Annotated in this window: 18 protein-coding genes; 8 read left to right on the forward strand and 10 right to left on the reverse strand. The window is 46.5% G+C overall.

Annotated features, from left to right (window positions below; all coding sequences use genetic code 11):
• Window positions 1-2: 2 nt before the first annotated feature.
• Window positions 3-1,103: a hypothetical protein gene (locus SAPGRDRAFT_RS07070; protein ID WP_002658322.1), complete on the reverse strand. Its 1,101-nt coding sequence runs from the start codon at window positions 1,101-1,103 to the stop codon at window positions 3-5.
• Window positions 1,104-1,960: 857 nt separating this feature from the next.
• Between SAPGRDRAFT_RS07070 and SAPGRDRAFT_RS07085 the strand changes: the two genes are divergently transcribed.
• Entirely contained in the window at window positions 1,961-2,200 is a 240-nt protein-coding gene (locus tag SAPGRDRAFT_RS07085) for a hypothetical protein (RefSeq protein ID WP_002658326.1), read from the forward strand.
• Window positions 2,201-2,233: 33 nt separating this feature from the next.
• On the forward strand, window positions 2,234-2,713 hold the full coding sequence (locus tag SAPGRDRAFT_RS07090; protein WP_002658327.1) for a hypothetical protein: 480 nt from the start codon (window positions 2,234-2,236) through the stop codon (window positions 2,711-2,713).
• Window positions 2,714-2,783: 70 nt separating this feature from the next.
• On the opposite strand, the gene atpG is transcribed toward SAPGRDRAFT_RS07090, so the two are convergent.
• From atpG to atpB, 6 genes are all read right to left on the reverse strand, one after another.
• Window positions 2,784-3,689, reverse strand: a complete 906-nt coding sequence (atpG, locus tag SAPGRDRAFT_RS07095; RefSeq protein WP_002658330.1) for an ATP synthase F1 subunit gamma — start codon at window positions 3,687-3,689, stop codon at window positions 2,784-2,786.
• 79 nt (window positions 3,690-3,768) lie between these two features.
• Window positions 3,769-5,373, reverse strand: a complete 1,605-nt coding sequence (gene atpA / locus SAPGRDRAFT_RS07100) for a F0F1 ATP synthase subunit alpha (RefSeq protein WP_002658332.1) — start codon at window positions 5,371-5,373, stop codon at window positions 3,769-3,771.
• A 4-nt stretch (window positions 5,374-5,377) separates the two neighbouring features.
• A complete protein-coding gene (gene atpH / locus SAPGRDRAFT_RS07105; protein ID WP_002658334.1) occupies window positions 5,378-5,938 on the reverse strand; it encodes an ATP synthase F1 subunit delta in 561 nt (186 codons plus the stop codon).
• A gap of 28 nt (window positions 5,939-5,966) precedes the next feature.
• Entirely contained in the window at window positions 5,967-6,488 is a 522-nt protein-coding gene (atpF, locus tag SAPGRDRAFT_RS07110; RefSeq protein WP_002658336.1) for a F0F1 ATP synthase subunit B, read from the reverse strand.
• A gap of 102 nt (window positions 6,489-6,590) precedes the next feature.
• On the reverse strand, window positions 6,591-6,785 hold the full coding sequence (gene atpE, locus SAPGRDRAFT_RS07115; protein ID WP_002658338.1) for an ATP synthase F0 subunit C: 195 nt from the start codon (window positions 6,783-6,785) through the stop codon (window positions 6,591-6,593).
• 55 nt (window positions 6,786-6,840) lie between these two features.
• The gene (gene atpB, locus SAPGRDRAFT_RS07120; protein ID WP_002658340.1) at window positions 6,841-8,106 is read right to left on the reverse strand and encodes a F0F1 ATP synthase subunit A; all 1,266 of its coding nucleotides are present in this window, start codon (window positions 8,104-8,106) and stop codon (window positions 6,841-6,843) included.
• 494 nt (window positions 8,107-8,600) lie between these two features.
• On the opposite strand from atpB, the gene SAPGRDRAFT_RS07130 reads away from it, so the two are divergent.
• The gene (locus SAPGRDRAFT_RS07130; protein WP_002658341.1) at window positions 8,601-9,047 is read left to right on the forward strand and encodes a hypothetical protein; all 447 of its coding nucleotides are present in this window, start codon (window positions 8,601-8,603) and stop codon (window positions 9,045-9,047) included.
• On the opposite strand, the gene SAPGRDRAFT_RS07135 is transcribed toward SAPGRDRAFT_RS07130, so the two are convergent.
• Window positions 9,044-10,039: a calcium/sodium antiporter gene (locus tag SAPGRDRAFT_RS07135; RefSeq protein ID WP_051018612.1), complete on the reverse strand. Its 996-nt coding sequence runs from the start codon at window positions 10,037-10,039 to the stop codon at window positions 9,044-9,046. The genes SAPGRDRAFT_RS07130 and SAPGRDRAFT_RS07135 overlap by 4 nt on opposite strands.
• A 518-nt stretch (window positions 10,040-10,557) precedes the next feature.
• Window positions 10,558-11,646: a branched-chain amino acid aminotransferase gene (locus SAPGRDRAFT_RS07140; RefSeq protein ID WP_037349923.1), complete on the reverse strand. Its 1,089-nt coding sequence runs from the start codon at window positions 11,644-11,646 to the stop codon at window positions 10,558-10,560.
• Between the two features lie 419 nt (window positions 11,647-12,065).
• Between SAPGRDRAFT_RS07140 and SAPGRDRAFT_RS07145 the strand changes: the two genes are divergently transcribed.
• From SAPGRDRAFT_RS07145 to SAPGRDRAFT_RS07160, 4 genes are all read left to right on the forward strand, one after another.
• Window positions 12,066-12,488: a DNA polymerase III subunit psi gene (locus tag SAPGRDRAFT_RS07145; protein WP_002658347.1), complete on the forward strand. Its 423-nt coding sequence runs from the start codon at window positions 12,066-12,068 to the stop codon at window positions 12,486-12,488.
• Between the two features lie 11 nt (window positions 12,489-12,499).
• A complete protein-coding gene (rdgB, locus tag SAPGRDRAFT_RS07150; RefSeq protein WP_002658350.1) occupies window positions 12,500-13,087 on the forward strand; it encodes an RdgB/HAM1 family non-canonical purine NTP pyrophosphatase in 588 nt (195 codons plus the stop codon).
• Window positions 13,088-13,292: 205 nt separating this feature from the next.
• The gene (locus SAPGRDRAFT_RS07155; RefSeq protein ID WP_002658352.1) at window positions 13,293-15,599 is read left to right on the forward strand and encodes a thioredoxin domain-containing protein; all 2,307 of its coding nucleotides are present in this window, start codon (window positions 13,293-13,295) and stop codon (window positions 15,597-15,599) included.
• Window positions 15,600-15,963: 364 nt separating this feature from the next.
• Window positions 15,964-17,145, forward strand: a complete 1,182-nt coding sequence (locus tag SAPGRDRAFT_RS07160) for a thioredoxin family protein (RefSeq protein ID WP_002658354.1) — start codon at window positions 15,964-15,966, stop codon at window positions 17,143-17,145.
• A gap of 1,167 nt (window positions 17,146-18,312) precedes the next feature.
• Here the strand turns inward: SAPGRDRAFT_RS07160 and SAPGRDRAFT_RS07175 are convergent.
• Window positions 18,313-19,227 (reverse strand): DMT family transporter, encoded by a 915-nt coding sequence (locus SAPGRDRAFT_RS07175; protein ID WP_002658355.1) that lies wholly within the window; start codon window positions 19,225-19,227, stop codon window positions 18,313-18,315.
• 93 nt (window positions 19,228-19,320) lie between these two features.
• Between SAPGRDRAFT_RS07175 and SAPGRDRAFT_RS07180 the strand changes: the two genes are divergently transcribed.
• Entirely contained in the window at window positions 19,321-20,067 is a 747-nt protein-coding gene (locus SAPGRDRAFT_RS07180; RefSeq protein WP_002658357.1) for a CDP-alcohol phosphatidyltransferase family protein, read from the forward strand.
• Window positions 20,068-20,114: the final 47 nt, after the last annotated feature.

Genomic DNA, 20,114 nt, shown 5'->3' on the forward strand with positions numbered 1-20,114 from the left:
ATCTACTTTTCAACCTCCGTCCAATAATCATCAAGTATCCAGAGGTACATCTTTCCTTTTATACTCATCATACGATTGGGAAACAATTCCTTATCCAGCCCTTTAGATACAGCTGTTAATTTCCTAAAGTTATAGACTGTTACCGTATCGTATCCACTGAAATCAAATTTACTGCTATCTAAGGGAAAAACACCTTCTTTTGCTGTTTCTAAAAACGCATAAAGCGGTTCCTGCCAACAAACGGCTCTTTCATAAAGCACCGTATCTTTTCCATATATTAACTGCCCCTTCTTTATTTCGTAGCGCTTAGATTGCGCCTTTCTTAAGTCTTCTTTTGTAGACCGACCTAAATAATCTGCTCCCCACCTCAATGAGCCCAAACGAAGTCCCTCTCCCTGCTTATAAATCCCTATAAGGTCATTAAGCAAGCCCTTAGCACTATCTGTTGGAACCGTATTCGCCTCTTCCCCCCTAATCGGAGAAGGTTTCTTCTCCACAAAGTGGGTATACTCAAATTGCTCCTCTCTCTCTAACTCCATTAAATAATCCTCAATTGGGAAACTATAGTACCGGCCATTAATGACCATGATGTTGTAAAAATTGGGAGGATCTTCCTCTAAAGTCAATACATAATAATCTACGCTATCTCTCCATTTAAACCTAGATGTATCTACCGGAAATACCCCCGAGGTTCCTGTTCCAAAGAAGGTGGTAAGTGACAAGCTGACTAAAGCTACCTTTTTAAATGAAAAGGTATCCTCTCCATAAATATATCGATCCCGCTCTATAATAAGCGCTTTATCTTTTTCGGCTTCGGCTACTTCTATTGAGGTGTTCCCTAAGTGATTTCGCCCCCATTTTACCGAACCAATTTTCTCCATTTTAACCCCTTTGTAGTGTCCCAAAATATTTTGAAATAACAGATCACAACTATCGGCATCTAGTATTCGATCATTACATACACAATGAGGTTTTGGAGGCAAGTCCTCAGCAGGCTTTTCTGCTAGAACCTCCTCGCTAGGCCCTTCTTGGGTCGGCGTTTCAGAAAACTGACAGGACAATAGTACCCAAAAACAAAGGATGCTGTAGCTAATTTTTTTCATTACACTTTTTTTTAAAACAACTAAGTTTTTTTTGGGGCCTGCCGCCTGCGGCGGCCGGGCCCTTTCAGGGCTCGCAGGTCTGCTCGGCCCTGCGCCAGCAAGCTGGCTGGGTCTGCCGCTGCGCGGCCCCCTTTCAGGCCCCTAGGCCTGCGGCCCTTCGGGCCTGTAGGATGGATATATATACCTGTAGGTTGAAACCTACAGCCATGCAACAACCCCATTCTACATCTATAGTGCGGAGAGGATTAAAATCCTCTACCGCTTTGAACAAGGGTTATTTTTTTCTTCGGTAGTTTGATTTTGTTTTTTTCTCCCCCATAAATTTCATAGGAACCCTAGGGCCAAGGCCCTAGGCTATCGAAAAAATCACCATCCCCTCCTTCGAGGGGATTTTCTGTTCCACTAGGCTCCATCAGCAAAGAAGGGCTTTAGCCCGCCAGTTTGCTCAGCCCCACAACCATGGGCTTCAGCCCATGGATCCCAAACCGCCCAACCGCCAAAGAAGAAAGCCCAAAGAAAAAAGACCGCTGAGCGGCCCAGCGCTGCGAAGGGGGGGCCGAAGGCCAGACCAAGGGCGAAACGAAGTGTAGCCCGCAGGGCCGAACAGACCTGTGAGCCCCGCAGCATAGCGGCGGCCAGCTTGCTGGCCGCGGGCCCCAAAAAAAGAACAGAAAAAGCAAGAGAAGATTGGGCCATAGTATTTTGTAAAAGAAGAAAAGCCAACTGCGGGAAGGCAGTAAAACAGGGCCTTGCGCTTGTATATCTGATATTTTATCTTAAATTTGTATAGGCTCAAAAAGCTTTTTAGCAAGCAATTTGAGTCTATTCACGAATCATTTTATCAAAAGTACAAGATCATGAAAAAACTAATTGTAGGCGCTTTGAGCCTAGGCCTTATGGCCTTTTCTGTCGTTAGCTGCGGCGGCGGAGCTTCTAGCGAGGCGGATATTGCCAAGAAAGCGGAAGAAAAACTAAAAACAGAAGAAGCTACCCTAATGGAAGAAGCCACTAAAAAGTGCGACGAATTGGTAGCGACTAAAAAAGACTCTATTGCTCAGGCTATGGCTGAGCAAGCAGAAGGAGAAGCTGAGCAGTAATTTTATTTTGACTTTTATAAAACCGATATAGTTATGAAAAAGCAACTATTGTTTGCGGGTGCCTTTTGCCTAGGTTTGGGTGCCTTTGGTTTGCTATCATCTTTTGATGATGGTGAGCAGGCGAAAATTGACGCCAAATATGAAGAGCTAAAGACCAAATTCATGGAAGAGCAGATGCAGAAATGCCAAGAAACTGCTGATGAAGAGGCGATGCGCTTGTACAAAGAAGAGAATGGCGAAGCTACTCCTGAAGAGGAGCCCACAAAGAGCGGTACTACTGCTGGTGGCAGCACTCGTCCTGTTGCGCCTAATTCTGGTTCTGCTACCTCTGGTAGCGAGGGTTCATCTACAACTCCTGCTGAAGAAGCGACTTCTGGTGGAGCCACTAAAGATCCTCAGAAGGGTCGTGGTGGAGCGACTACCAAAGGAGATGCTAATGCACAGAAGCAGCGTGGTGGAGCAACGACTACCAATGATGCCTCTTCACAGAAGCGTCGTCCTGGTGCAAACTAGAACTAAGCTAGTGATATAAAAAAAGGAAGCCAATTGGCTTCCTTTTTTTATTTGTATATCTCTATTTGCCTTATTGGCTTTCGAGAGCGGCGGCACCGCCCACAATTTCTCCCAACTCGGTAGTAATTGCTTCTTGGCGGGCTTTATTGTAGTGAATTTTAAGGTCACGTAGGAGCTCATCGGCATTTTCAGAAGCTTTATCCATAGCCGTCATACGAGCACCATGCTCAGAGGCATTAGAATCTAGGATAGTTTTATGAAACTGCGTTTTGAGGATCGTAGGCGTGAGGTATTCGAGCAACTCCTCTTTGGGGGGTTCAAAGATAAAGTCTACAGAAAAGTCTTCTTGACCTTCTGAGGCTTCTGCTTTGGCGATAGGGAGGAACTGTTCTACTTCAAACTCTTGCATAGCGGCATTACGGAACTTAGCGTAGACGATATCAATAGCGTCATAGTCTTCGTCTAAGTACTGCTGCATAAGCATTTCGGCAATAGGCATAGAATCTTGAGAAGAGAAATCTTTGCCTACGATATCGAGATAATCCGTAATCAAAGTAGCCTTAGTGTAGGTCTTTTTGAGGATATCGTATGCTTTTTTACCAATAAAGAGCATAGATACATTGCCTGCTTCATATTGGTTGTGGTATTTTCCTCCTTCTTCTAGCAGGCCGATGACCTGTTTGATTACATTAGAGTTATAGGCACCACAAAGGCCACGGTTAGAGCTAATCACCACTAGGCAGATCTTATTGATTTGGCGTTCATTAGAGTAGCCAGACTCATCTGCTCCTTCTTCAACAGTGAGCATAATGTTAGACAAAATGCTATTGAGTTTTTCTGAGTAAGGGCGCAATTGCGTAATAGCTTGTTGGGCACGACGCAACTTAGAGGCCGCTACCAGCTTCATCGCTTTGGTAATTTGCTGCGTAGAGTTTACCGACTGAATGCGGTCACGTACTTCTTTAAGGTTGGCCATTTCGAGACATCTAGATGGTGAAAATAAGAAAAGAAGGGTTTGGGCTAGCGGGGCCAGCCCAAATCCTCAGAGTATATAGTTAAGCGAACTGCTGCGTCATTTCGGCGGCAAGGGCTTCGATCTTAGCGAGATCTTCTTTGTTGTACTTTTTATTGCGGAAAGCAGTAAGTACATCGGGTAGGCGGCGATCGAGTTCGAGCAAGAACAGGCGTTCAAATTCTTTAACGCGATCTACGGGTACCTTACGCAAAAGGCCCTTAGTACCACAGTAGATAATAGCTACCTGTTTCTCTACAGAAACGGGAGAATACTGAGGTTGCTTTAGGATTTCTACGTTACGGGCACCTTTATCAAGAACGAGCTTAGTAGCGGCATCGAGGTCAGAGCCAAACTTGGCAAAAGCCTCTAATTCGCGGTACTGAGCTTGGTCCAACTTAAGGGTACCAGATACCTTTTTCATGGGTTTGATCTGAGCAGAACCTCCTACGCGAGATACAGACACCCCTACGTTAATAGCGGGACGCACACCGGCGTTGAAAAGGTTAGACTCTAGGAAGATCTGGCCATCGGTAATAGAAATTACGTTCGTTGGGATATAAGCAGAAACGTCGGCTGCTTGTGTCTCGATAATAGGAAGAGCCGTAAGAGATCCACCACCTTTCACGATAGGATTACCTTGAGCATCCTTAGCGTTTTTGAGTGATTCGGGCAAATCGTTCATTTCGCGAGCGATCTCATCATTGTTGATTACTTTGGCGGCGCGTTCTAGCAAGCGAGAGTGAAGGTAGAAAACGTCACCGGGATAAGCCTCACGTCCGGGAGGGCGGCGTAGGAGTAGAGACACCTCACGGTAGGCTACCGCCTGCTTAGACAAATCATCATAGACGATAAGAGCGGGGCGTCCTGTATCGCGGAAGAACTCACCTACAGCGGCACCGGCAAAGGGAGCATAAAACTGAAGGGGGGCAGGTTCAGAAGCTGCTGCAGAAACGATTACGGTATAAGGAAGAGCGCCATTTTCTTCTAGTGTTTTAGCTACCATAGCTACAGTAGAAGCTTTTTGGCCTACGGCAACGTAGATACAGTATACGGGCTCATTGCGGTCGTAAAATTCTTTTTGGTTGAGGATTGTATCGATAGCGATAGCGGTTTTACCCGTTTGGCGGTCACCGATAATCAACTCACGTTGTCCACGTCCGATTGGAATCATGGCATCGATAGCTTTGATTCCTGTTTGGAGTGGTTCATTTACAGGCTGACGGTAAATTACACCAGGAGCCTTACGTTCTAGAGGCATAGCGTAGCGTTCTCCTTTGATAGCGCCACGTCCGTCTAGCGGTTGGCCCAAAGGATTGATTACGCGGCCAAGCATACCTTCTCCTACATCGATAGAAGCGATACGGCCAGTACGTTTTACTTTGTCTCCTTCTTTAATCTTTTCAGAAGCCCCCATAAGAACAACCCCTACGTTATCTTCTTCCAAGTTAAGGGCAATAGCTTGCACCCCTTTATCTTTGAATTCGACCAATTCACCGGCCGCTACATTTGCTAAACCATAGATACGGGCGATACCATCACCCACTTCCAATACGGTACCTTCTTCTTCGAGCGTTGCACCGGCGCCAAAACCAGTAATTTGCTCTTTCAATATTGCGGAGATTTCGTCCGGTCTTACGTCAACCATATCTTTAAATATTTTTAGTATAGAGGTTTTGACTAAATTTGGTTCTCAGCTCAGAGAGCTTTTGCGCCACAGAGGCGTTATATACTTTATCATTAAACTCGAGCACAAATCCAGCGATAAGGCTAGAATCTACAGCCACCTCTAGTTCAATATCTTTTTTGATTAGGCCTTTTTCTTGAAAGCCCGCCAAAATGTTGTCAATAGTGGCTTGGCCAACGGTAGAGGCCGTGGTCAGTTTAACGATAGAAACCTCTTTATACTCAGTGTAGAGGTTGTGGAAGAAGTGGCAGAAAGCGCTAAGGTAGCGTTCTCTTTTGTGTTCAGCCATGACCATCAGAGTATTGAGGGCCAGAGGGTGAATTTTCCCTTTGAACACGGCTTCGAAGATGTTTTCTTTTTTCTCGGTAGAGATCAGTGGGTTTTTCATGACTGCCTTAAAATCGGGCAATTCTACCACCTGCTCAATACTTTTTACATCCTCATGAATTTGATCGAGTGCTTGCTCTTGTTGGGCCAAATCAAAGAGTGATTGGGCGTAGCGAGCGGCAATACGGCTAATAGACATAATAGCTAAAAGTTAGAGGAAGAAAAAATTAGTTGAGCTTAGCGAGGTCTGTATTTTTCAACTCAGTCACTTTAGACTGGATGAAATCCTCATGTTTGTTTTCTAGTTCGCGGCCAATGAGTTGTTCTGCAAGATGTACAGAAAGTTGACCGAGTTCGTTAAAGAGCTCCACCTCCATTTCTTTGCGGCGGTTCTCAATTTCTACTTTAGCGGCCTCAATCATCTGGCGGCTGCTTTGGTCTGCTTTAGCTTTGGCTTCTTCTACAATTTGCTCACGAGCAACCTCAGCATCAGCAATAATTTTCAAGCGCTCTTCACGAGCTTTTTTCAACAATACGTCATGCTCAGATTTTAGTTGAGCCATTTCTTCACGAGCCAATTTGGCCTGATCTAGAGCCGACTGGATATCGGTTTCACGATCTTTAAGCGCATTCTTGATACTCTTGAAAAAGCGGCCGATTACCAACCATACCAAGATGAAGATGATGCTGGTCCAGAACAACAAGCCGAAGCTTGGATTCATCACAGAGAAGTCTGCTAGATAAAGCATAAGGCAGAGTATATATGTGTATTATAAGAAATAGTATAAATTCTAAAAGAAAAGAAGCTGCTCGACAACCAATCGTTGCCGAGTCAGCTTGAAGAGTTAAAATTACTCTTTGATCAAAGCTACTACAATAGCAAAGAGGGCAGCACCCTCAACAAGAGCAGCAGCGATAATCATACTTGTACGGATGTCACCAGCCGCCTTAGGTTGACGTGACATACCTTCCATGGCTTTACCGCCAATTTGTCCAATTCCAAGGCCTGCGCCGATAACAGCTAGTCCAGCTCCAAGAGGTCCCATAATAAGTAATGATTAAAGAATGAAAAAAATATAAATAATAATCGTTAGTCAAAATCTAGTGTGCTTCTTCATGATGGTGCTCTTCTACAGCTGCACCAATATAAATAGAAGAAAGCAAAGTAAAGATGAAGGCTTGCAAGAAAGCGACAAAGAGCTCCAAGAAGTTCATGGCAAATACAAAAGGAACAGCAATCGCTCCACCTCCTACAGCACCGCCTGTATCTTCGCCTCCATTAGAGAAGATGAAGATCAAGCTAACCAATGAAAGGATGATAATGTGACCGGCTGTAATGTTTGCAAACAAACGAATCAAGAGCGTAATGGGCTTAATAAACAAACCAATAACCTCAATAGGCGTCAACAAAATCAAAATGGGAAGAGGTACACCAGGCATAGCCAAAACGTGGCGCCAGTAGTGGCCATTTCCGCTGAGGTTAGTGACCAAGAAGGTAAATACGGCCAAGACCAAAGTTACCCCCAAGTTCCCCGTGATGTTGGCTCCTCCAGGAAAGAACGGAATGAGACCCAACAAGTTAGAGAACAAGATAAAGAAAAATAGCGACATCAAGAAGGGGAAGAATTTCTCCCACTTGTGGCCAATTGCTGGCTCAATCACTTCGTCGCGCATAAATACAAAGATAGGCTCAAGCAAAGACTGAAGGCCTTTGGGCGCTCTTCCTTGATTCTTTTTATAAGCTTTGGCTACTGAGCTAAAGACGACAACCAATAGCAAGAAGGCCAAAAACATAGAAAATACATTCTTCGTTACCGAGAAATCATACCAGCTAGTCATAGCTTGTAGCTTACTGGCCGACTCTAGCTCATAAGTTTTTCCCTCATGCGTAATCTGGTGCATCACATGCACTTCATCACGATCATGACCACCCTCTGTATGCACGCCATGCTCATCTACCACCTGCTTGTCGCCATGAGCATCACTATGGCCAGGCATCGGCTGATCTGAATGTGCATCGGCATGTCCATCAGTTTTTAGTTCTACAACACCAGCAGGGAAATCTCCCTTGATGTGCATCAACTCATCATGATACAAAACATAACCATCAATGGCTTTGCTGCTCATATGGTTGGCATGGCTGTACTCAAAAGCAGAAGATAGGCTAAAGAACAAACCCGCATCGCTATAAGCGATACAAGGCAAAGGCAAATACATATCGCCTACAATGTGAAATTGATGTGCGTCGCCAATGTGGTGCATGACCGCCTCAATGGGGTCATCGCCCCCAGAAGCATAAGCCTGATTCTGACCTACAAAAAGGCCCAAAATCGCAATTACTAGAAGGCTGTAAATTTTCTTAAGCATGCTGTTTAGCTTATGATGGTTTTCTTAAATTCGCTGCAAAGATATGCAGTTTCGCCACCTATGCAAAGGAATTTTATTTTTTTTGCCCCCTAGTTTCTAGCTCGCAGTTGCTTCAATTAGAAGCTTTTAGCAGTAAAATGATAGCTTTACTCTCTTTTATATAAGAAAATCCCCTTTGCCCAAAATTAAATTTCTTTTGATGGGTCTTAACTATTGTTAAATTTTGTTTAGGGGAATTCTTTTTTAGTTCCCTTTTATGGTCTTTTTGTCCTGCTTTTTTTCTGCGGTGGACAGGGCGCAAAGCGCCCGCAGGCTGAGCTGCCGGAGCAGGGCCGCCAAAGGCGGCAGACCCAAGCCCAAAGGGCTGCAGGGCCGAGCAGACCTGCGAGCTGCGAAGTGGAGCGACCCGACCAAAGGGAGGGCAGCCCCAAAAAATATACGCCCCTAAATGTTCCAACAACTTCTTAACTTAGCCCTACATTAAATCCAATTTTATGCATTTCAAGATTTTTGGGCTTAGCCTCTTGGCCTGCCTGCTGCTTTTTGCCTGCCACAAAGGCCCTAGTTGGGACCGTCTAGAATATTATAACGGCAACCCTAGCCTCCCTCCCCCCTACCAGCAGTCGCTGCGGATGAAGTTGGATAGCCAAGGCCTGCAAATTGTCCGTAAATCGGCTAACCAACAGGAGGAATTCCTGGCCAAAGGGCCCCCTAAATTGGGCCCCAAAGCCCCTAGGCCCCAAACAAAAGAACTGCCGCCCCCTATGCCAGGAGCGCCAGTTTCTTCTATGGCCTTTTATCAAGGCGATTCTCTTGTTTTTTCTGCCCATTGGCAGGCCCATCAGCTCCAAAATAAAGCCCTAAAACGCTGGGAAAAACGGCTATGGCGCTGGGCCAAAAAAGAATATCCCGGCATCGATAGCCTTTGGCAAAAACCCTAGCCTAGAGCGGCTACACCGGGGTCATTGGCGATGATGTAAGTAAAATAGCTAATGATAGCCACCAATAAAAGGGCCGCCTCCCAGCGGTCTAGGGTATAGAGGCTTTCTTTGCGCAAAGTGCCCACAAAAAAGAAGGCAAATAAGACAAAACTGACCGCCATCAGGAAGTATAAATCAAAGTTGATGGCCAGCTCGTAGTTGGTGGGCATAATGGCCGCACTGGTCCCCAAAACCAAGAGTACATTAAAGATATTCGAGCCCACCACATTACCAATCGCAATATCAGAATTGCGTTTCATGGCCGCTACCACAGAGGTCGCTAGCTCGGGCAAGGAGGTGCCTACTGCAACCACCGTTAAGCCCACCAAACGCTCGGTCATGCCAAAGGCTTTAGCAATATCTTTGGCCGAACTGACCACCCAATCGCCACCAATAATCAGAGCCGCAATACCGCCCACAATAAAGATGGCCGACTTCCATGCAGGTAAGGGATCAATCTGCTCTACCTCTTCGGGATTGTTCTTGGCCGAACGGAAAACATAGTACAAAAAGCCCACAAATAGGCCCAATAAAATAAAGCCATCGATGCGGCTGAGCGTACTTGTTTCGGCCCCCCAAAGCATGGCGTCATTAGACAAAATAAAGAGCAGGGGAATAATCAAAATCGATAAGGGCAACTCATATTTTACGGTGGTCGATTGCACCACTAAGGGCACAATTAGGCCCGCCACCCCTAAAATCAAACAGGTATTCGAGATGTTACTCCCAATCACATTGGCAAAGACCAAACCCGTAGACCCTTTCATAGCAGAGCCTACACTGACCACCAACTCGGGTGCGGAGGTCCCCATAGACACCACCGTCAGACCAATAATAATATCTGGAATCCCAAAGCGCTTGGCCACCGCCGAAGCCCCATCTACCAGATAATCGGCTCCCTTGATGAGCAATACAAAGCCAATAATGAGAAAGAAAATTGTCATGAAATCCATACAGAATAGCAGTATCAATGAGTAATTGGCCCAAAAGGACCTAATGATAAAAATTTAGTTTTTTTGGGGCCTCAGCTGCGCTGCGCTTGCTGCGCTACGTTCCGGGGCTCGCAAGCCTGCTCGGCCCTTCGCCGCCTGCAGCGGCTCGGTCTGCGGCTGCGCCGCCCCCCTACACATCGCTAGGCCGAATGGAAGTCCTAGCGCTTCGGCCATTCTTTGATAAGAATTTCAGGCTAGTCTAGGCATTTTTTAAAGGCATAGCCTTAGCTATGGCGGAGAAAAATAACGCAGAATAGCAGGAAATTAAATCAAAGGATAGAAGTAACAGGGCTTCTATTTGGCCTTTAGCCTGCGGCGGCTTCGCCGCCTGCCCGCTCCAAAGCAAGATGCTACAAAAATAACTTTTTATCTAGGCCCTTAAAGAAATGCCCCTTTTTTTTTGTTCTAGGACCAAAAAACAAAGAGCAGCTGCTCTAAAATTAGAGAAGCTGCTCTTTCCTGTAGTATCTAGTCTATGCTTATTTAGATAGCTCTTTCTTGCTGCTGCGCACAGGCAACAACCAATTAAAAGTATCTTCTACAGCACCTACTTTATAATCTTCAATTAACTTTTTGGCCATAGGCCCTACTTTTCGGCCCTCGATGGGAGACAACTCAAAGTTTTTGCCTTTGTAGCTGAAATCAGAGATATGAGAGATAACCGCTGCCGTTCCAGAACCAAACATTTCGTCTAGTTTACCTGCTTCATGCGCCTCAATTACTTCTTGGATAGAAATATTGCGTTCCTCTAGCTCAAAGCCTTTGTCTTTTAGCAAGTGAATCAAGCTATCGCGAGTAATGCCCGCCAAAATAGCATCTGTGGTAGGAGGCGTAATCACCTTACCATCAATGACCACAAAGATGTTCATGGTCCCACACTCTTGCAAATATTTAAACTCTTTACCATCCAGCCACAAAATCTGGTCAAAGCCCTGTTCTTTGGCCTCTAAGGCAGGGGCCAAAGTAGCCGCATAATTGCCAGCTGCCTTTGCAAAACCTACTCCACCAGGAAAAGCACGGACATATTTCTCGGCTACCTTAATTTTAACCGGCTTGGGGTAATAAGGCCCTACAGGGCAGCTCATAATCACAAAACGGTAAGTATCGCTAGCCCGAACACCCAAATAAGCATCTGTAGCAAACATATGCGGACGAAGATAAAGGGCCGATCCTTCTGATTGAGGAATAAAATCACGATCCAAATCAACCAAACGATGTACCCCTTCTAAGAAAATTTCGGCTGGGATTTCTGGCATGGCCAAACGCTTGGCCGAACGATTGATTCGCTCTACATGCAATTCGGGACGGAACAAAATAGGCTCCCCCGTTTTGGCCGATTTATTCGCCTTCATCCCCTCAAAAATAGCCTGGCCATAATGCAAAGCCATAATAGCAGGACTCATAGGCATTGGGCCATAAGGGAGAATTCTACAATCGGTCCACTCACCATCAATGTAGTCAGCCACAAACATATGATCTGACATCACACGACCAAAAATCAAGTTATCAAAATCGACCTCGGCCAGACGAGATTGCTTCGTCTGCTCCACTGAAATTGGATATTTCATACTATATATATATTAGATGAGGTTAAAGATGATTGCCGCAGCCTTGCAAATAGTCCAAACTCTTCGGCTTTTTCCGTACTTTTGAACCCTAACAGAAAAAGAAATCTCCACGGAATACCTTCCCACTAAAATGCTTTACTTCCTCAGGACTAGCCTATGGCTTTCGGATCGTGAAGATACAAAAAATTCTGTTAACAGAAAACTATTAACATTTGTTTAGAATAAAAAACAAATAATAAGCTATATATAGGAATAATATTCTGTATAACCTTTTTATTGCTCCTGCATTATTTTGAAGTACTTCCAATTAACTGATAATATCTTAGGCGAGCTAGGCGGTTTATTATCTTTAGTTTCTTTAGCAAAAAAGAAGACAAACAGCAATTAAAGGCCTATTTGCTTTCATAAAAGCCAATAAAATGAAGTTTAATTTAAATTTCTTTGAAACTGAACTCTATCAAATAGCCAAGCAGCCTCTAGCCCTAGAAGAAGGCCGGCGGGCTTATGTTTTTTTGGCCCAAGAACATACAGCCGAGGAGCTCGATTTTTTGGCTAAGGTCATGCAAGCAGTGGGCTTATCTTTAGAGCAAGATGTACAAGTTGTTCCCTGCCCCCCAAAGCAAAGTTTTCAGTTGCAGGAAAAGCCGCTAGCACCTTGTTTTTTCTTTGGCCTCAGCACAGCGGTTTTGGGCTTGCGGCTCGAGCTGCCGCTCTACCAATTGGTCCATTATCAGGACCTACAATTATTGCGGGGCATTGCGCTACAGAAAATTGCCCTACAAAAGCAGCACAAACTGGCCCTTTGGCGGGCCTTACAAGATATTTTCCCCTCAGAAAAATAACAACAGAAGCAATGCAAAAGAAAAAATTGGTCATGGCGACCGCCAATGCGGGCAAAATCCGTGAAATCAAGGCCCAGTTGGGCGAGCAATACGAATTTTTGTCTCTGCCTGATATTGGTTGTTTAGAAGATATTCCCGAAGAGCAAGATAGCCTGCAAGGCAATGCCCTACAAAAGGCCCAATACGTCTGGGACCACTATGGCTACCCCTGTTTTTCTGAAGATACGGGCCTAGAAGTAGCCGCCCTAAATGGCGCCCCAGGGGTATATACCGCCCGCTATGCCGGGCCACAAAAAGACCCCAATGATAATATGGATTTGCTACTAAAAGAATTGGCCCAGGCCCAAGATCGTAGCGCCCAATTTAGAACCGTCATCTGCCTCTATCTCGGTCCAGATGATATCCACTACTTTGAAGGCATCGCCCCAGGCCAAATTGCCCCCCAACGCCTAGGCGAAAAAGGCTTTGGCTATGATCCCATTTTTGTTCCCCAAGGACATCAGCGCAGCTTTGCCCAAATGAGCCTAGCAGAAAAACAGACGCTTAGCCATAGAGGCCAAGCCGTTCGCCAACTGAGCCAGTTTTTGGCCCAACTATAAGGTACTGCTGGATCTAGCAGGGCGCGAAGCGCCCCGGCTGAGGGATGGTAGGGGGTGGCCGAAGGCCAGACCGAGCTTTTTTGAGCAAAGCGAAAAAAAGCGATGGGCCGAGCAGACCTGCGAGCCCCCGCACAGCCCGACCCGCCCGCAGGGCGGGGCAGCCCCAAAACAAAACAATTACCCGCTCATTCATAATTATATCCGTATGAAACAATTGATTTCTTGGAGCCTAGCGCTCTTTATGCTCTTTAGTGCCGGCCAAAGCTGGGCACAGGGCATTAAATTCTCTGAAGGCCAATGGGCCGATATTCTGGCCAAGGCCAAAAAGGAAAAGAAAATGATATTTGTCGATGCCTATGCCGTTTGGTGTGGCCCCTGTAAATGGATGGCCAAAAATAGCTTTCCCGATGAGGCCGTAGGCGAGCTCTTTAATGCCAAATTTATCAACTATAAATTTGATATGGAAAAGGGCGAAGGGCCCGAATTTGCCAAAACCCATAAGGTACAAGCCTACCCGACCCTGCTGTTTTTCTCTGCAGAAGGAGAGCTCGTTCATAAGGTCATGGGCGCCAAAGATGCCGAGGCTTTAGTAGAAGATGGCAAGGCGGCAATCGATCCCAAAAAGCAACTCTATACCTTGCAAAAGCAGTATCAATCTAAAAAGGGCTTGGGCAAAAGCGAAATGAAAAATTATTTGGACGCTTTGATGAATGGCGGCGATTATGCCGGCGCGCAGGAAGTGGCCCAAAAACAACTAGAAGAAGCAGAGGAAGTGAACTGGCCCCAAAAGGAATACTTTAGCCTCATTGAAGAGCTTTTTGCCGACCAAAGCAGCCCGATCTATGATAAGGTATTGGCCAAAAAGGCCGACTTTGTAAAAGCTTTGGGCGAAGAGAAAGTGAATGACTACCTCAAGGCTGGACTAGAGGCGGGCATGCGCAAAATTGCCCAAGAACAACAAGAAAAACCCTACCTCCTCTATAAGGATCGGATTAAAAGCATTTTGAGCGAGAAAGAAGCAGCAGCCAGCATTTCACTCTTGGACCTACAGTATTATTTCCGTACCCCCAAACGCGATAAATACCTACATGCCTACCTCAATGAGCATTGCGAAAATGCCCAAATGCTCAATAGCTACGCTTGGAGCTATTTTGAGCAAAAGGAAGAAGAAAAACTCTTGAGCATGGCCCATAGCTGGGCCAAAAAATCGGTGGCCCTAGCCCCTAGCTTTGCCAATACCGATACAGAGGCTAATCTCGCCTTTAAACTCAAGCGCTACGGAGAGGCCAAAAAAGCCGCCGAGAAATCTATTGCCCTAGGCAAGGAAAATGGCGATGATGTCAGCGAAACCGAGGCCCTGCTCAAAAAGATTGAAGAGAAAATGCCCAAATCTGCCAACGGCATCAACTTCACCAAAGGAAGCTGGGAGGAAATCAAGGCCCTGGCCCTCAAAGAAAACAAAATGATCTTTGTGGATGCCTATGCCGTTTGGTGCGGCCCCTGCAAATGGTTGAGCAAAAAGATATTTAGCCAACCGCAAGTAGGCCAACACTTCGAGGCCAACTATATTAGCTATAAATTTGATATGGAAAAAGGCGAGGGCCCTGCCTTTGCCGAAAAACATGGGGTGCAAGCCTACCCCACCCTCCTATTCTTCTCTGCCGATGGCGAGCTGCTTCATAAAACAGTGGGTGCCCCCGATGCCCCACAGCTCCTTGCCGAAAGCCAGAAAGCCCTAGACCCCAACAAACAGCTCTTTAGCCTGAAAAAACGCTATGAAAAAGGCGACCGCCAGCCCGAATTTCTACGAAATTATATTAAGGCTCTAGACGCCGCCTATGAAAGCAATGTAGAGGAGACTAAGCTTTATCTCGGTCTTATTCCAGAAGCCGAATGGAAGCAAAGCGAGCATTTTGAGATCATGATGCTTACTGAAGTGGGCTTTGAGCAAAAGTACTTTGACTATATTTTGGCCCACAAAGAAGCGTTTGTAGCAGAAAATGGCAAAGAAGCCGTTGAAGAATACATGAAGGGCGCCTTCATGAGCCAGATCCATTTGGTTGGAGAGGCCCAAAACGGCAAAGGCACTAAAAGCGAGGAGTATAAGCAGCTGGTCAAACAACTCAATACTACCCTTTCTAAGGATTTGGCCGATTATTATACCGCTATGCTCAATACCATGATTTACAATGGGACCAAAAAAGAGTTTAAGTACCTGAATATCCTCTTGCTCGAACATTCTGATAACTGGCAGGAGCTTAATGAGGTGGCTTGGAGCTACTTTCAGACAGAAAACAGCAAAAAGAAACTCAAAGCAGCCCTCAAATGGATCGATAAGTCTATTGAACTAGAGGAAAGCTACTATAATTTAGATACCAAAGCCAACTTGCTCCACAAATTGGGCAAGAAGAAAGAGGCCCTAGCCACTGCCGAAAAGGCCCTGGAATTGGCCAAGGCGCAAGCTGTGGAAGCCGAGGAAACTAAGGCCTTGATTGAAAAAATTAAGGGCTAGATCATCTGCCTTTTGATCTACTGAGCAGCTTCTCCATTATGGGAGAGCTGCTTTTTTTATGTTTTTTCTGATGGTTTGGGGCTGCCCCGCCCTGCGGGCGGGTCGGGCTGTGTCGGGGCTCGCTGTTCGCTCGGCCCTGCGCTTTTTCGCTGCGCTCAAAAGCTGGGTCTGCGGCTTCGCCGCCCCCCTATCCATCCCTCAGCCTGCGGCGGCTCCGCCGCCTGCTTGACCTAGCTCTACTTTTGGGCAGTATGGACCAAACTGCTCCAACAGCCTAGGTTTTTTATCTTTTTATACCCAATTTAAGCATGAAGTACCCCACTATAGATTATATATTACTCACTCCTTGATAATTACTCTTAATATGAAACGATTACCCTTTTGGAGCTTAGCTCTCTTTATGCTTCTTACAACTGTCCCCAACTGGGCGCAGGTTATTCAGTTTGAAGAAGGCCAATGGGCCGATATTCTGGATCAGGCCCAAAAAGAAAAAAAGATGGTCTTTGTCGATGCCTATAGCGATTGTTGCGACTCCTGCAAATGGCTGAACAAAACTGTTTTTAGCCATCCTAAGGAAGGCAAAGATTTTAATGCCCATTTTATTAGCTATAAAGTAGATATAGCAAATACCAATGAACCCGCTTTTATTGAGAAAGCCGGGGACTGCATCAACCCTAGCTTCTTGTTCTTTTCTGCCCATGGCGAATTGCTTCACAAAATAGTGGGTATTACCGACCTAAAGACACTGATTGCCGAAAGCCAGAAGGCCCTGGACCCCAACAAACAGCTCTTTAGCCTCAAAAAACGCTATGAAAAAGGCGACCGCCAAGCCGAATTTCTACGCAATTATATCTTAGCCCTAAATGCTGCCCATGAAGAGTGTAGCAATGAAGCCCATACCTACCTAGACCTTATTCCAGAGAAAGAATGGCTGCAAAACGAACATTTCGACATTATGATGCTGAGCATACGGGCTTTTGAGCAAAAGTACTTGGACTATGTTTTGGCCCACAAAGAAGAGTTTGTAGCAGAAAATGGCAAAGAAGCCGTCGAAGAGTATATGAAGGACGCTCTACTCAATCAGATGCATATCATCGGAGAGGCCCAAAACGGCAAAGGCACTAAAAGCCAAGAGTATAAGCAGCTGGTCAAAAAGTTTAAGCAAAACCTCCCTAAGGACTTGAGCAATTACTATACAGATATGCTCAATATGATGATCCATGAGGGAACAGAAAAAGAGTTTAAGTATCTCAATATCATGCTGCTAGAACATACTGATAGCTGGGAGGAGCTTAATGAAGCCGCTTGGGACGGTCTTTATGAAGAAAAAAATAAAAAACAACTCAAAGCAGCCCTCAAATGGATCGATAAGTCTATTGAACTAGAGGAAAACTACTATAATTTAGATACCAAAGCCAATTTGCTCCATAAATTGGGCAAGAAGAAAGAGGCCCTAGCCACTGCCGAAAAGGCCCTGGAATTGGCCAAGGCGCAAGCTGTGGAAGCCGAGGAAACTAAGGCCTTGATTGAAAAAATTAAGGGCTAGATCATCTGCCTTTTGATCTACTGAGCAGCTTCTCCATTATGGGAGAGCTGCTTTTTTTATGTTTTTTCTGATGGTTTGGGGCTGCCCCGCCCTGCGGGCGGGTCGGGCTGTGTCGGGGCTCGCTGTTCGCTCGGCCCTGCGCTTTTTCGCTGCGCTCAAAAGCTGGGTCTGCGGCTTCGCCGCCCCCCTATCCATCCCTCAGCCGCGGGGCCTCCGGCCCTTTCTAGACGAATTTCTGCTTCATGCGCCTAGAGAGATGCTCTAGGCGCTTGTTGGTCCAAGGCGGCAGCTAAACGCTAGTTTAGCTAGCTGCGGATGATGCAAATACAGCCAAAACAGCCGCATCTTATTTATTTGCAGTTGCAGAATGGCTCTAAACGATGCCCGGAGCTAATCTGCAGTTGCAAAACAGCTCTAAACGATGCCCGGAGCTAATTTGCAGTTGCAAAACAGCTCTGGCGTGACGCCAGCCTCAATCTGCATTTGCAAAACAGCTCTGGCGTGACGCCAGCCTCAATCTGCATTTGCAAAACGCCTCTGGCGTGACGCCAGCCTCAATCTGCATTTGCAAAACGCCTCTGGCGTGACGCCAGCCTCAATCTGCATTTGCAAAACGCCTCTGGCGCCACGCCAGCCTCAATCTGCATTTGCAAAACGCCTCTGGCGCCACGCCAGAGCTAATCTGCAGTTTACAAATCCCTCCGGGCGTATCTATAATCTCCTATCTTTTTTTTCTGGACCGACCCTACTACAGTTTAGGGATAGGTGCTTAAAATCGAAATATGGAAGGCGCTTGTATTTTTGGGTCAAGAATCCTGCAGCCTAAAGGCCGCAGCCAATCCAAGGGGCCTTGAAATTTCTCGCCGCAGGAGCTTAAAAGCCCCTGCTTCATTGGAGATAGGCGAAGGCATTCGGTTTTCAGGTCCTGCGGCTTTTAAGCTGCAGGCCATGGGGCCGCTAAAAGCTTGCCTCGTTGTTCCGAAATTGGCTGCGGGTTTCAACCCGCAGGTCTATATATCCATCCTACAGGCCCGAAGGGCCGCAGGCCTAGCGATGTGCAGCAGTGGCCGTCAGGCCAGACCAAGCAGGCTTTGCCTGCGAAGGGCCGAGCGAATAGCGAGCTGCGAAACGTAGCGCCCGCCGAAGGCGGGAGGCCCCAAAAAAACACTAAACTACCTGCTCTTGTAATTTGGGTTTCCTCTTCTTATAAGAGATCAGGAAGAGGCCAGAGAAAATGAAGGCGGCAGAGATAAAAAGAGCGGGCCGCAGCTCGTCGGCAGCGAGGAGAATAGCGACCAAAGCGGCCAGTAGGGGCTGCAAATAGATATAGCTACTGACCACCGAGGCGGGCAGGCGTTGCAGGGCCCAAGCATTGAGCAGATAGGCCAGAAAAGTTACGCCAATGAGGACAAAAGCCAGCACCGCCCATATTTCTGCAGACAACTGACTGTAGGGAATGGCCAGTGCGCCGGGGCCGCCAAAGGGCAAAACATAAAAACAGCCAAACAGAAAGACCCATTTGAGCAGCGTAATAGCTTGATACTTTTGGGTGAGGGGTTTAATCATAATCAGATAAATCGAGTAGGCCACCGCATTGCCCCCGATCAACAAATTGCCCAGCAGGGGGTTTCTAGCCTTAAAGGCGGCAGAGCTGCCCGTATTGAGAATCAGGTAAGCAGCACCGATAACACCTAGAATAATTCCGATAATCTTCAGGCTATTGAGCTGCTCGCCGAGGAAGAACACCGAAAACAAAAGGACCACAATGGGGGCCGTCAGCATAATAAGTGAGGCGCTAATCGGGCTAGTCATTTCTAATCCCTTAAAAAAGAGTAATTGGTTGCAGGCCACCCCAAAAGCGGAGGCAATAGCTAGGCGGAGAATATCGGGCTTAGCGACCTTTTCCCTAAGCCAAAAGCTAGCGAACCAAAACAGCAGGCTAGCGGCCAGGACCCTAAGCATAATGAAAGCGGCGGGGGGAATTGGATCGGGCATAGCGATCTTGGCGATAGAATAGTTTGCGCCATACAAAAGGGCTACGGTAAAGAGAGCCAAATGGGCGGTGAGAAGGCGAGTAGGCATAAACAAAGGTTTTGGATGCGGCAAAAAATTGCGCAAAGCTAGATTTTTTTTCTGCTATCTTTGTCCTTCCTCTTCTTATCAAAATGTTAGTTTATGTGGAGTAAAATCAAGCAACAAATTCCGAATTCGGTCACTTTATTGAATGCCTGGGCGGGGGCGGCGGCTATTATCAGTCTATTTTCTGGGCAATGGGAGGTTTTGCCCTACTGTCTCTTGCTCTCCCTAATTGCTGACTTTGGAGATGGTTTATTGGCTCGTTTGCTCAAGGCCCAATCGCCATTGGGCAAAGAGCTAGACTCCTTGGCGGATCTGATTTCCTTTGGTTTTTTTCCGGCCGCCATGCTTTATCAGCTCTTCATGCAAGCCTTGGGGCTGCCGGAGGGATTGCAATGGGGGCAGCGGGAAAGCTACCTGCTCTTATTGCCTTTTTTGTTGCTCTTATTTTCGGCCCTGCGTTTGGCCAAATTCAATACGGATAGTCGGCAATCGGAAAGCTTTATTGGTTTGAACACCCCGGCCACCACCCTCTTTGTCTTCGGTTACTTTTGGACCGTACAGCAGCAGCTCTATGGATTGGAGCAATACCTACTTTGGCCCCCCTTGCTCTATGGCTTGTTGGCCTTGCTTTGCTACCTCCTCATTGCAGAGATTCCCTTGCTCAGCTTCAAGTTTAAGTCTTTGGCTTGGCGGCCCAACCGTTGGCGTTTTCTGCTCATCTTGGGTCTTTTGCCATTACTCATCTTTTTGCCCTTGGGCTTGGCCCTGCCTGCGGGGATTCTGCTCTACTTGTTGTTGTCGGTGGTGGCTATTGGGGTTGGGGATTTGCGTTTGGGGGAGTAGGGCTGTGAAGGTAGGTAGGTTTTTAAACATAAATGCTCCGCAAGTTT

The sequence above is a fragment of the Saprospira grandis DSM 2844 genome, assembly GCF_000275825.1.
Lineage (GTDB): Bacteria > Bacteroidota > Bacteroidia > Chitinophagales > Saprospiraceae > Saprospira > Saprospira grandis_A.